12 protein-coding genes are annotated in these 11937 nt (G+C 58.9%); 8 read left to right on the top strand and 4 right to left on the bottom strand.

The window, feature by feature from the left end:
- Positions 1–9: 9 nt before the first annotated feature.
- Positions 10–912: a helix-turn-helix transcriptional regulator gene (locus tag AC13C0_RS20305; RefSeq protein WP_205422338.1), complete on the bottom strand. Its 903-nt coding sequence runs from the start codon at positions 910–912 to the stop codon at positions 10–12.
- 271 nt (positions 913–1183) lie between these two features.
- Between AC13C0_RS20305 and AC13C0_RS20300 the strand changes: the two genes are divergently transcribed.
- The 8 genes from AC13C0_RS20300 to AC13C0_RS20265 all read left to right on the top strand — a co-directional run bounded on the left by AC13C0_RS20300 (position 1184) and on the right by AC13C0_RS20265 (position 8980).
- A complete protein-coding gene (locus AC13C0_RS20300) occupies positions 1184–2467 on the top strand; it encodes an MFS transporter (protein WP_341580900.1) in 1284 nt (427 codons plus the stop codon).
- A gap of 160 nt (positions 2468–2627) precedes the next feature.
- The gene (locus tag AC13C0_RS20295; RefSeq protein WP_341580899.1) at positions 2628–3053 is read left to right on the top strand and encodes a MarR family transcriptional regulator; all 426 of its coding nucleotides are present in this window, start codon (positions 2628–2630) and stop codon (positions 3051–3053) included.
- Positions 3054–3056: 3 nt separating this feature from the next.
- Positions 3057–4448 carry an MDR family MFS transporter gene (locus tag AC13C0_RS20290; protein WP_341580898.1) on the top strand — a complete coding sequence of 464 codons (1392 nt, stop codon included), beginning with the start codon at positions 3057–3059 and terminating at the stop codon, positions 4446–4448.
- Complete coding sequence (locus tag AC13C0_RS20285) at positions 4430–4693, top strand: TMEM165/GDT1 family protein (protein ID WP_341580897.1); 264 nt, start codon at positions 4430–4432, stop codon at positions 4691–4693. Before AC13C0_RS20290 ends, AC13C0_RS20285 begins: the two co-directional genes overlap by 19 nt.
- Positions 4694–4762: 69 nt before the next feature.
- The gene (locus tag AC13C0_RS20280) at positions 4763–5833 is read left to right on the top strand and encodes a L,D-transpeptidase family protein (protein WP_341580896.1); all 1071 of its coding nucleotides are present in this window, start codon (positions 4763–4765) and stop codon (positions 5831–5833) included.
- Positions 5834–5888: 55 nt separating this feature from the next.
- Positions 5889–6641, top strand: a complete 753-nt coding sequence (locus AC13C0_RS20275; RefSeq protein WP_341580895.1) for an SDR family oxidoreductase — start codon at positions 5889–5891, stop codon at positions 6639–6641.
- 26 nt (positions 6642–6667) lie between these two features.
- Positions 6668–8152 carry an NfeD family protein gene (locus tag AC13C0_RS20270; protein ID WP_341580894.1) on the top strand — a complete coding sequence of 495 codons (1485 nt, stop codon included), beginning with the start codon at positions 6668–6670 and terminating at the stop codon, positions 8150–8152.
- A gap of 39 nt (positions 8153–8191) precedes the next feature.
- Entirely contained in the window at positions 8192–8980 is a 789-nt protein-coding gene (locus AC13C0_RS20265; protein WP_341580893.1) for a slipin family protein, read from the top strand.
- 45 nt (positions 8981–9025) lie between these two features.
- Here the strand turns inward: AC13C0_RS20265 and AC13C0_RS20260 are convergent, their stop codons facing one another.
- From AC13C0_RS20260 to AC13C0_RS20250, 3 genes are all read right to left on the bottom strand, one after another.
- Positions 9026–9307, bottom strand: coding sequence for an Lpp/OprI family alanine-zipper lipoprotein (locus tag AC13C0_RS20260; RefSeq protein ID WP_117618850.1), 282 nt, complete (start codon positions 9305–9307; stop codon positions 9026–9028).
- A gap of 205 nt (positions 9308–9512) precedes the next feature.
- Positions 9513–10076 carry a L,D-transpeptidase family protein gene (locus AC13C0_RS20255; protein ID WP_341580892.1) on the bottom strand — a complete coding sequence of 188 codons (564 nt, stop codon included), beginning with the start codon at positions 10074–10076 and terminating at the stop codon, positions 9513–9515.
- Between the two features lie 107 nt (positions 10077–10183).
- Positions 10184–11908, bottom strand: coding sequence for a potassium/proton antiporter (locus AC13C0_RS20250; protein WP_341580891.1), 1725 nt, complete (start codon positions 11906–11908; stop codon positions 10184–10186).
- Positions 11909–11937 lie beyond the last annotated feature (29 nt).

The following is an 11937-nucleotide window of genomic DNA, read 5'->3' as shown; positions in this document are numbered from 1 at the left end:
ACCGGGAGTCTAGCAGAGGCCGGCGACGGCTTTGAGCGCCTGCTCGCGTTTGCTGCCGAAACCAAGCTGATCCGGGTTGGCCAGTTCAAGCTGTTGTACCAGAGGGTCCGGGTGCTGGTTATCGAAGGTAATCCCCAGGCGTGACAGCACGTAGGGTGCGAGCGCAGCGCGGGTATCGATCTCCAGCCGGCCACGTTCCATGCCGTAATCCCTGGCGATAATCTGTTGCTGGGCCTCGGTCAGGCGCTGATCCGGTGTCACCACCAGGGTGACTTCGCGGTTCCAGTCGTCGTCCTGCTCGCGAGTATGTTTTGCCCGTGGTCTCAGAGCTTCCGGGGAAGTGCGGAAGCGGCTCAGGGCGAAGTCGCGGAATTCCCGGTTTGAATCGCACCAGGCCCTCAGGTGCCAGCTGTTGCCGGCACAAACCAGGGTGTGTGGTTCAAGGATGCTTTCCACGGCTTCAGGCCGGCTCAGGGACGCGTAGCTGGCCCGCAATTGTCGGCCTTGCCGCGTTGCCGCGACCACCGTCCGCATGGTTTCAGGCGCAATCACCCGGTTGGGGCCCTGGACAACCGTACTGTCGGGCAGGCCGATGTTCAGGGACTTGAAGGTGCTGCTCAGGCTCTGCTGGCGGGCAAGCAGGTCCAGATACTCGTTCACCAGTCCCCGGGTAACCACCGGCCGAAATTTCGCGGCTGGCACATAGCCCTTCAGATGGCGATCGTAAACCAGATTGCCGGGTGCCAGCTCACGCAGGTAGGTATTGATGTCCTTGGATGCTTGCTGACGACCAATGCCAAAGCTGTGGCAGATGTGGTTGGTGGTCAGGCGACCTTCCCACAGGGCAATGGTTTCAATCAGTCGGTAGCGAAGCAGCAGATCCCAGCGGATGGGCCAGTCCGTTTTTTTCATAACCAGGCGCTCATGATCCAATGAATAGCTTGATTTCATGTTACCCGCTCCGACACGCAGGGTCTGTTACGGCACATTAATGTAAAACTCTGTTAAACAGCAATATAGCGGCCTTTGCGGGTTTTTGTGACGCAGTTAACGGGTTTCGGGAAGTGCTTAGTGGTTTTACTTCAGGCTCCTGATCTAATACGTAGCCGGCAAGGTCCGGTGCTTGCTGCTACTTTGAGTTCCATCACCCCGAAAACATCCTGTAACGCCCGGAGCTGCTGTAATGACCCGAATGGTCGCCTCCCTGTCTGCCCTGATTCTGAGTATCATTCTGCTGGTCAGCGGTAATGCGTTCCTGATGACCCTGTTGGGTATCCGCCTCAGCATTGAGGCCATATCGCCAGATATTATCGGCTGGATTCTGGTCTGTTACTCCATCGGTTTTGTGCTTGGCACCCTATACGTCCACCGGATTATAGGTCGTGTTGGCCACATCCGTGCCTTTGCGGTGCTGGCTGCGATTGCTGCCGTGACTTCCCTGCTCTATCCGATGGCCATTTCCGAGATTTTCTGGGCGGCACTGCGAGTGCTTTCCGGTTTCAGCATTGCCGGGGTTCTGGTTGTTATCGAGAGCTGGTTTTCCAGCCGGGCAACCAACGCCAACCGGGGCGCGCTGTTTGCCGTTTACCAGATAGTATTTTACCTCTCAGCCGCCGGTGGCCAGTTGATCGTCAACATCGGCGACCCGGCCAACTTCATGCCATTCTCGATTGCAGCGATTCTGTTGACGCTGGCCCTGGTTCCGCTGGCGATGACCCGTATGGAAGCACCGGTGATTGAACAGGTTCAGCGTATCTCCATCTTTACTCTGGCCCGTGAGTCCTTTACCGGCGTCGCCGGTGCTTTGGTCTGTGGCATCATGATTGGCGGCTTTTATGCCCTCGGCCCGGTTTACGCCACGCTGGTCGGGCTGGACCTTGCCAGGACATCCACCTTCATGGCCAGTGCCATCGTGGCCGCGATGATACTGGCCTGGCCACTGGGCCGGCTCTGTGACCGGTTTGAACGTCGTCGGGTGATGTTCTGGGTGGCTGTGTTTGCGGCCTCCGCGGCCGGCGGTATCGGGGTTCTGGGGGCGTCTAACCCTTGGTTGCTGACCCTGCTGGTGGGCTTGTTTACCGGCCTGTCTGCCACCCTGTATCCGATTGCGGTGGCCATCACCAATGACCGCATGGAGAGTACCCGCATTGTTGCTGCCAGCGCCACGCTGCTGCTCAGCTACGGTGTTGGCAGTGTCATCGGGCCGGTCGCCATGGCCGAACTGATCAATCTGCTTGGGCCGAAAGGGCTGTTTCTGGGCAATGCCGGCTTCCTTCTGGTGCTGGCGGTTATCACCAGCTATCGGATCAGTCATACCGAGGATGTTGCGGTGAAAGATCAGGAGCACTTTGTGCCGGCCATGCCGGAAACGTCTCCGGTGCTTACCGAGCTGGATCCACGGAATAGCGAGTTCCACCAGTCTCCTGAAGTCGATGAGATGCAGGACGAGCTGCGTCAGGCCGGCTGACGCAGCTCTCGGTTTTCCCCGATTTTGTTTTTACTTCCACATCTGTTTTTATTTCAATGATTAGCATACTATTGGTAACTTTCCGATATGTGGCTTATTGGCTGATTGCCGGTCTTTCCGAAGGCTTGACCTTGTCCCTTTTTGAACGGAGTGACGACAAATGAGAGAGCAGTTTCCTTTTGCGGTAGCCCGGGTTACCCGCCGCTGGAGAAAAATGCTGGATGAGCGCCTGAAGGATCTTGGCGTAACCCAGGCACGGTGGAGCACCATGGTGTATCTGGAGAAGGGCGGTGAAGGCCTGACCCAGCGTGAACTGGCCAGCCTCATGGCTATCGAGAATCCGACCCTGGTTCGGCTGCTGGACAGCCTGGAACAGCAGGGGCTGATTGAACGCCGGCCCTGCCCGAACGATCGCCGGGCCCGCCGCCTGCACCTGACGGACGCCGGCCGTGCCTTTATGGATGAGCTTTCCGGGCGAGCCGAGGTACTTCGGGAGGAAATGCTTGAGGGCATCAGCGACGAAGAGATCGAGTGTACCGTCAAGGTTTTCCACAAGATCCTGGAAAACGCTGAAAAGCAGAAGTAATCCTTGGCTGATAACTCGGTTGAGGGCCTGAAGGCCCGCTACGGGGATCGCTGGCGTTGGCTGGCACTGGCTACGGTGGTTACGGGCACCATGGCCACTGTTCTCAGCGCCACTGTGGTCAACGTGGCGCTTCACGACATCATGGTGGAGTTCGGTATCCGTCAGGGCCAGGTGCACTGGCTGGCAACCGGATTCATCGCCGCCATGACCACCACCATGCTCGCCTCTTCCTGGTTGCTGGATCATTTCGGGGTTCGAAAAACCCTGGCCACGGCCATGTTCCTGTTCACGCTGATTTCCCTTGCCGGTGGGTTCGCCAGCTCGCCGGAGCAATTGATTGTCGCGCGGATTGGTCAGGGCGCCATGGCCGGTCTGATGCAACCCATGGGGATGTACCTGGTGTTCCGTATTTTTCCCCGGAACCGGCGTGGTCAGGCCATGGGCATCTATGGCATGGGCGTGATCCTGGCGCCGGCTCTGGGTCCGGTACTGGGCGGCTTTCTGGTTGATCAGCTGAGCTGGCGATACGTGATGTTTGCCCCGGCTCCGGTGACGCTTGTGGGTGTCCTGATGGCATGGCGCTTTCTGCCTCTGCCAGTGTCGCGGCCGGCTCCCTACCCCTTTGATCTTCCCGGCCTGGCGTTGCTCGGGTTTACCATCGCACTGTCACTCGACACCCTGAACAGGCTGCAGCAGGCGGACGGACAGCAGGCATGGCTCGTGGCTGAGGCACTGTTGGCGATAGCAACCCTGTCGCTCTTCATCTTCCGGGAGCGGCGCATCCGGCACCCGTTGGTGAACATTAGCCTGTTGCGCAAGCCGGCCTTTCTCTATGCCTGTCTGGGTGCTATGGCACTGGGCCTTGCCCTGTTCGGATCCACCTACCTGATTCCCCTGTTTGTACAGACCGCCCTGGGGTTCACGGCGACAGAAGCCGGGTTGCTGATGTTGCCGGCCGGCATTGTCCTGGGCATGATTTTCCCCCTGGCGGGCCGTCTGGCGGACAAGCAGAGCGCCCGCAAGCTGGTTATCTTCGGCATTGCAGTATTTGCCCTGTCGGCGGCGCTGTTCGCCCTTTCGGATCTGGATCTGGCCTTTGGCTGGCTGGCCCTATGGGCAGTGCTGGGCCGGATCGGTATCGGCTTTATGCTTCCGGCACTGTCAACGGGTGCCCTGAATCCGCTGGAACCGCAGGAGCTGGGTGCCGGTTCCAGTACTCTCAATTTCATGCGACAGCTGGGCGGCGCCTTCGGCGTCAACTTGGTGGCGCTGACCATTGAGTTTGGTGAACACAGTGCGGGAATGCCCACGGTCAACGCCTTCCATTCGGCCTGGTGGCTGGTGGCGGTGTTTGTGGCGGTCGCGGCGATACCGGTATGGCGGATGCGGGTTTAGTTGCCATAGCGGAAACCGGTGACAAGGCCCAGGTGGCGACGGTTGTGCTCGCTGCTCGTGTCAGCAAGACCCGCTGGGTTATCCCGGGAGTCACGGTGGGGATGCTGCTGGCCAGCATACCGGTTATTATGACGGGGCGTTGGCTGACGGAACGGTTGCCCCTGGCCACGGCGCGAACTGGTGCGGGCGTTCTGTTTATTGCGCTTGCTGTAGTCACGGTATGGGCGACCTACGTGAACTCCTGACCTACGTGAACTCCTGAAGGTACCTGCTGTCATTACCCGGGTGCCCCTGATGCTTTCGGAACTTTGTTTATGTGGTTGAGATCTCTAGTGGTGTTTTTCCTGGCGCAGTTCCTGATGCTACCGGCACTTCAGGCTGCGGAACCTGCAGAAGGTGTGTCTGCACAGGGTGGAGAGAATGCCGGCGATCCCGAAAGCCCGGAAGCGCCGGACCGAAGCCCCCGTGTTCCGACCTTCCCGGTCCAGGGTGACCTGGCGGGACAGTTGGGAGTCTATGAAACCAGTTACGAGGATACCTTTGCGGCTATTGGTAACCGCTTGGCTATGGGGTATCTGGAGCTGGTGAAGGCCAACCCCGGCGTTGACCCCTGGCTGCCCGGCGAAGGCACCACCATTACCCTGCCGCGCCGGTACGTTTTGCCGGATGCCCGGCGTGAGGGGATTGTCATTAATCTGGCCGAATATCGCCTCTATTATTTTACCGACCAGGGCGTGCAGGTTTACCCGGTCGGAGTTGGTACCGCGGAAAATCCCTCACCCCTGACCGATGCGGAAGTGACCATGCCTCTGGAATCCCCTGCCTGGTATCCGCCGGCCAGTATCCGGGCCGAGTACGAGGCATCTGGTGATTATCTGCCCCGAATGATTCCCCCTGGTCCGGGGAATCCCCTGGGTACTCATGCCCTGTTGCTGAGTGAGAAGGGTTATCTGATTCACGGCACCAACAAAAAGTTTGGTGTGGGTATGCCCGTTAGCCACGGTTGTTTCCGGATGTATAACGAAGACATTTCAAGGTTCGTTTACCAGGTTGAAAAAGGCACGCCGGTTCAGGTAGTGCATGATGCCGTCAAGATCGGGTTTTCCGATGGCGAGGTCTGGCTCGAAGTGCACCGCCCCCATGAGGACTACAATAGTCAGGACCGGGACCGTTTGTGGCAGCAGGTATTTGCCGAAGTTGAGTCTTTCCGGGCAAACCATCCGGGGGTAGAGGTGAAGCGCAGCGCCATTGAGCTTGCCGTGGATCAGGCCGATGGCCTGCCCACCATGATTGGTGAACGGGTTACCCGGATGGCTGCGGACAGGACCGTTGACGAGAAAACGCCCGAATCCGAGAGCGAACCGGAACAGCGGCTTTACTTCTGAGGGGGAGCTTGCGGCCAGTCCAGTTCCCCACAATAATGAAAAACAGGGAGTGTCCATGAGTCAAACCATTCTGATTACCGGCGCCAGTTCCGGCCTGGGGGAAGGCATGGCACGCGAATTCGCGGCCCGCGGCGACAATCTGGCCCTGTGCGCCCGGCGCACCGATCGCCTGGAGAAGCTCAGGGAGGAACTTGGCCGGGAGTACCCAGGCATCACGGTGAGTCTTCGGGCTCTGGATGTGAACGATCATGATCAGGTGTTTTCGGTATTCAGGGCGTTTCGTGACGAGTTCGGTAGCCTGGAGCGGATTATTGTCAACGCCGGAATCGGTAAGGGGCAGCCATTGGGCACCGGCAAGTTCGATGCCAACCGGCAGACGGCGGAGACCAATTTCGTGGCGGCCCTCGCCCAGATGGAAGCGGCCATGGAGCTCTTCCGGGAACAGAACCGGGGCCATCTGGTCACCGTATCTTCAGTAACAGCCGTGCGGGGCCTGCCAGGGAATGTTACCACCTACGCGGCAACCAAGGCTGGTATTGCGGCTCTGTCCGAGGGGTTGCGCGTGGACCTCGCGAAAGCGAAATCCCCGATAAAGGTGACTACACTGTACCCAGGGTATATTCGAACCGAGATCAACGAGAAGGTCCGCAACACGCCCTTTATTGTTGATGCAAAAACAGGATGCAGGGCCATGGTCAAGGCGATTGAGTCGGGTAAGGACGAGTGTTTTGTGCCCACCTGGCCCTGGACTCCGATCGGATTTTTGCTTCGGCGTCTGCCGGTTTCGGTGCTCGCCCGAATATTCTGAATTTCTTCCGCATCCGGGGAGGCGTTATGCAGGTACACCGTGCCATGCGATCACAGAATCCCGCCCGTCTGCGGCTCTGGGCCCTGGTGCTGTTGACCGGTGTGCTTCTGGCACTGGCTTCTCTGGCGCACCAGGTCTTTGCCCAGCAGAAGTCGTCCGGCATCGCCCTGGTACTCACCGTTGAGGGCGCCATCGGCCCCGCGACCATGGACTATGTCACCCGAGGCATCCGCCGGGCTGAGTCCGAAGGCGCCGGCCTCGTTATTATCGAAATGGACACACCCGGCGGCCTGATGAACTCCATGCGGGACATCATCAAGGTCATCCTTGCCTCCGAAGTGCCCGTGGCTACCTATGTTTCTCCCCAGGGCGCCCGGGCAGCCAGCGCCGGCACCTACATTCTGTATGGCAGTCACATCGCCGCCATGGCACCGGCAACCAACCTGGGCTCGGCAACCCCGGTGCAGATGGGCGGCCTGCCGGGAAGTCAGGAGCCGGCCAGTGAACCTGCACCCAAAGACGCTGATGCCAAGGAGGGCGCTGAGTCCGGAGCTGAGTCGCCTGCTGCCGAAGAAAATGCCGGGGAAGAGAGCAACAAACGTCGTGGCACCACCGCCATGGAGCGCAAGGTGCTGGAAGATGCCGTCAGTTACATTCGCGGGCTCGCAGAGCGCCACGGCCGCAATGCCGACTGGGCAGAAGAGGCGGTGCGGGAAGCGGTGAATCTTGGTGCCGCCGAAGCGCTTGAGAAGAACGTCATAGACGTGGTTTCTCCGAATCTCCGGGATCTGCTTCAGCAAGTCGACGGCCGTCAGGTTGGCATGGCGTCGGGAGACATGACGCTGGCAACCGCAAATCTTGAAATTGTCCGCTCCCAGCCAGACTGGCGCACCCGCCTGCTGTCCGTGATCACCGATCCGAACGTCGCCTATTTCCTGATGATTATCGGGTTTTACGGCATTATTTTCGAACTGGCCAATCCCGGTGCCGTGGTGCCCGGCGTGATTGGCGCCATCAGTCTGATTCTTGCACTCTTCGCCTTCCAGGTGCTGTCGGTGAATTACGCCGGTCTGGCGCTGATTCTGCTCGGGTTGGCGTTTATCGTGGGTGAGGCCTTTGTGCCGAGTTTCGGAATACTGGGTGTCGGCGGGATTGTCGCCTTCGTGACCGGATCGGTCATCCTGATGGATGGCAGCCACCGGGATATCTCCCTGCCGACCATTGGCGGCACCGCCGTGGTTGCGGCCGGGTTTATCCTCTGGACGGTCACCCGGTTCATTGGTCTGCGCCGCAGGTCTCCGGTCAGTGGCACCGAGCAGTTAACCCACGAGGAGGGCGTGTCGCTGGACGATTTTTCAGGAGAACATGGTCACTACCGGGGGCACGTCAGACTCAGCGGTGAGCGGTGGAATGCCATAAGCGAGGAGCCCGTCAAAGAGGGCGACCGGGTCCGTGTTGCAGCAATCGAGGGTTTAACGGTAACCGTCAGGGTCATCCCGGAAAACGGCTGATCCGGCAAACAGAGTCTAACGGCAAAACAAGGAGGCCGTATGATTGGCGAACTGATTCCTTACCTTGCACCTATCGTGGTGTTATTACTGATTCTCGGCTCGGCCATCAAGATACTGCCGGAATATCAGCGTGGTGTGGTGTTTTTTCTGGGCCGGTTTCAGGGGGTGAAAGGCCCGGGCCTGATCATCATAATCCCGGGTATACAACAGATGGTGCGGGTTGACCTGCGGGTCATTGTACTGGATGTGCCCAGTCAGGACGTGATTTCCAAGGATAACGTCACGGTTCGGGTAAATGCCGTGCTCTATTATCGGGTAGTGGATCCGGAGCGAGCGATCATCCGGGTTGAGGATTTCGACTCGGCCACCAGCCAGCTGGCGCAAACGACACTGCGTTCGGTGCTGGGCAAGCATGATCTGGATGAAATGCTCTCGGAGCGGGACAAGCTGAATTCGGACATTCAGGAGATCATCGATTCCCAGACGGAGGAGTGGGGCATCAAGGTGGCCAATGTGGAAATCAAGCATGTGGACCTGAACGAATCCATGATTCGTGCTATCGCCCGTCAGGCAGAGGCCGAGCGTGAGCGGCGGGCCAAGGTCATTCACGCCGAAGGCGAATTGCAGGCGTCGAAGAAACTGGTAGAAGCGGCGGATGTGATGTCAGCGAATTCGGGGTCGATGCAGCTCCGGTACTTGCAGACGCTGGCGGACATGAGTAATACCAATACGGCCACCATCGTGTTTCCGCTGCCGATGGAACTGATGACAACGTTCCTGAAGGAGAACAAATCGGTGACTCCGGAAAACCCGGACGCCGAGGCATAAAAAAGGCCGGAAAACCCGGCCTTTTCAGCATCATCGGCGTGAGCCTTACTTCATGCTTGAGCGCTCGAGCATACGCTTGGCACGCTCGTTGGCTTCGTCAGCAGCCCTTTGAGCTGCCTTGGCTGCCGCCAGTGCTTCTTGCGCAGTCTGCTGGGCAGAGCGGGCAGTGCCGGCAGCGCTGTTCGCGGTGCTCAGTGCATTTTTAGCAGTGCTCTCAGCGGAGCTTGCTGTTGCATTTGCTTCGTCGACGGCACCCTGATCCGTCGTGGCACAGCCTGCAGTCAGAACAGTGGCCAGTGCAAGCCCGGCGATCGTCAGTTTACGCATTGTAAATCCCCTTATTGGTCGAGTTATTTCCTGTGATCCGAAAGTCAGTATAGACGACTTCCTGTCAACCTGCCCGATAGGTGCAATAGGCAACGACTACCGGAGTCGTTAAACAGTGTAAAACACTGTAAGGCAAAATGTTAACTCAGGATAGGTAAATATTCTTAGCTTATGACAACAACTTAATGCTGTTGCCAGACTTTCTTCAGGGATGAATGCTGATCGGGGTGCCGTTGGACACGAGTTGCCAGATTTCGTCTATCTCTTCGTTGGTAACGGCGATGCAGCCGTCGGTCCAGTCCAGGCCGCGGTAGGCAAACGCCATGTCTTCCTCGCCGTTCGGCAAGCCGTGAATCATGATGCTGCCACCGGGATCCAGCCCCCAGGCAGAAGCCAGCTCCCGGTCCCGCTCGCTGGGGTAGGAAATGTGGATGGATCTGTAGAAATCGCTTTCGGCGTTGCGCCAGTCCAGGGTGTAGTCGCCCTCCGGGGTCCGTTCGTCACCCTCATACAGCTTATGGCCTTCCGGGTTGTCGCCCAGGGAAATGCGATAACTGCGCACCACCTGATCCCCGCTCATGAGGTAAAGGCGCCGTTCACCCTTGCGAACCACGACCTTGCTGACATCCTGAATATCGACGGGGGTGTATGCGGTTTCTGCAGGCATCCGGGGGTCGGCTTTGGCCAGCAACTCCGTGGCCATAGCCTGAGGTGTCATTGCCAGCCAGAACAGGACCAAGGCGTAGAAAGCAGCGCGAGTAATCAGCATATCGTTAACTTACCAATGATTAATCTTTGTACAGGCGTTTTATACCATAGCCTGTCAGCGATCTGTTAAGGGGTTTTGTTAACTTTTTTAGCTATCCGGGTCGTCCCTCAGCTGTTTTGTGAACTGTCCATTTTAAGACCCACCTTGGTCACCTGGTCGGCACTGGTAGCCCTGGCAACCAGTGTAACCGGCCCAAGGGTTACGATATCCCCAACAACCGGGTGCCCCTTGGTCCGTCTGGTGAAGCACTCGGCCAGGGACAGTTCCGGGGGCAGTTCGTCGAACTCGATGCCGTAGACCTGCTCCACGTCCCCCAGCAGGGCATCGCCATTGAGAACGAAATCACCAAAGAATGCCCGCTCGGCAAGGTATTTGGGGGCATGGCGGCCGCTGAGTGCCTTACCGAGCTCCGGCAACACGCCGGGCGTGGCAAACATCGCCACCATATCGCCACTGGCCACTTCCAGATCCCCTTTTGGTTGCAGGCAGACCCGATTGCGGAAAACACCGGCCACCGCCGTGTTTTCCGGAAATCGCAGCTGGCTCAGACGGCGCGGTGTCTCCCAGCTCTTGCCGCGCAGGGGAAACAGCATCAGTTCGTGATCACCCGCCGCAGGGGCATCCAGGGGCAGCCGGCGATAGGGGTCCTCTCCGGCAGGAACCTCCAGGCGCAGTTTACGGGCCAGGGGCGCCATGGTGGTTCCCTGAACCAGCAGGGAAACAAGGACAATGAAGAAGGCCGCATGGAACACCAGCTGCGCCTCCGGCAGGTCCGCGATGATCGGGAACAGGGCCAGGACGATCGGAACCGCCCCGCGCAGGCCAACCCAGCTGATAAAAATCAGCTCCCGCCGGTTAAAGGCAAACGGCCAGAGCGTGAGCATAACCGTGAGTGGGCGAATGACAAAGATCAGGGCGAGTGCCAGCACCAGGCCACCACCGGCCAGCGGAATCAGATCGGACGGATTGACCAGCAAGCCGAGCATCAGGAACAGGCAAAGCTGTGCCAGCCAGGCGAGGCCATCGTGGACCTGCAGGATCATCGGCATCATCCGTACATGGCGGTTGCCGATCACCACACCTGTCAGGTAAATCGCCAGGAAGCCACTGCCTCCCAGGGCGTTGGTGGCGGAAAATACCGAAATGCCGGCAGCGGCCACCAGCAGCGGATATAAAGAGGGTGTCAGGCGAATGCGGTTGGCCAGCTCCACTACGGCAAAGCCGCCAAGAATGCCCGCTATACCTCCAATTCCGAACTGTTTGACCAGCATGGTCAGCGCTGCCCAGCCGGCCTGGTCGCCGGTATTGCCAATCAGGGTAACCAGCATCAGGGTCAGAAAAATGGCCATTGGATCGTTGCTGCCGGATTCAATTTCCAGGGTGGCGCTGACCCGCTCATTCAGGTGCAGGCCGCGGCCCTGAAGCAGGGAGAAAACGGCGGCGGCATCGGTGGAGGAAATGATGGCACCGATCAGCAACGCAGTCAGCCAGTGCAGGTCAAATACCCACCAGGCGACAACGGCAGCGCCCGCGGCTGTCATGGCCACCCCCAGCGTTGCCAGCACCAGGGCGGGTTTCAGACCTACCCGAAAGGTTTCTGAACGGGTACGCATGCCGCCATCCAGCAGGATGACGCCCAAGGCCAGGTTGGCAATCACGAACGCCAGTTCAAAATCATTGAACTCGATTCCGCCCGGGCCGTCCTCGCCCATCATCATGCCCACGATCAGGAATATCAGCAGCACAGGCATACCCACCCGGCTGGAAAGCGGGCTGAGCACAATGCTGATGACCAGCATCAGGGCACCGAGCAGGGTCAGGGTGGGGTCCATTTATTCTCCAGACAGAATCCTTGCCCATA

This window comes from Marinobacter sp. B-21, assembly GCF_056857895.1.
Note: the sequence above shows the minus strand (reverse complement) of the source record. Positions and strands in the feature narration are given on the sequence as shown.

What these genes read in the sequence shown, in the direction of transcription:
- AC13C0_RS20275 (WP_341580895.1), top strand. Translation starts at nt 5,889, where the DNA reads ATGAGTCAAACCATTCTGATTACCGGCGCCAGTTCCGGCCTGGGGGAA.
- AC13C0_RS20270 (WP_341580894.1), top strand. Translation starts at nt 6,668, where the DNA reads ATGCAGGTACACCGTGCCATGCGATCACAGAATCCCGCCCGTCTGCGG.
- AC13C0_RS20265 (WP_341580893.1), top strand. Translation starts at nt 8,192, where the DNA reads ATGATTGGCGAACTGATTCCTTACCTTGCACCTATCGTGGTGTTATTA.
- AC13C0_RS20255 (WP_341580892.1), bottom strand. Translation starts at nt 10,076, where the DNA reads ATGCTGATTACTCGCGCTGCTTTCTACGCCTTGGTCCTGTTCTGGCTG.
- AC13C0_RS20280 (WP_341580896.1), top strand. Translation starts at nt 4,763, where the DNA reads ATGTGGTTGAGATCTCTAGTGGTGTTTTTCCTGGCGCAGTTCCTGATG.
- AC13C0_RS20285 (WP_341580897.1), top strand. Translation starts at nt 4,430, where the DNA reads ATGGCGGATGCGGGTTTAGTTGCCATAGCGGAAACCGGTGACAAGGCC.
- AC13C0_RS20295 (WP_341580899.1), top strand. Translation starts at nt 2,628, where the DNA reads ATGAGAGAGCAGTTTCCTTTTGCGGTAGCCCGGGTTACCCGCCGCTGG.
- AC13C0_RS20305 (WP_205422338.1), bottom strand. Translation starts at nt 912, where the DNA reads ATGAAAAAAACGGACTGGCCCATCCGCTGGGATCTGCTGCTTCGCTAC.
- AC13C0_RS20250 (WP_341580891.1), bottom strand. Translation starts at nt 11,908, where the DNA reads ATGGACCCCACCCTGACCCTGCTCGGTGCCCTGATGCTGGTCATCAGC.
- AC13C0_RS20300 (WP_341580900.1), top strand. Translation starts at nt 1,184, where the DNA reads ATGACCCGAATGGTCGCCTCCCTGTCTGCCCTGATTCTGAGTATCATT.
- AC13C0_RS20260 (WP_117618850.1), bottom strand. Translation starts at nt 9,307, where the DNA reads ATGCGTAAACTGACGATCGCCGGGCTTGCACTGGCCACTGTTCTGACT.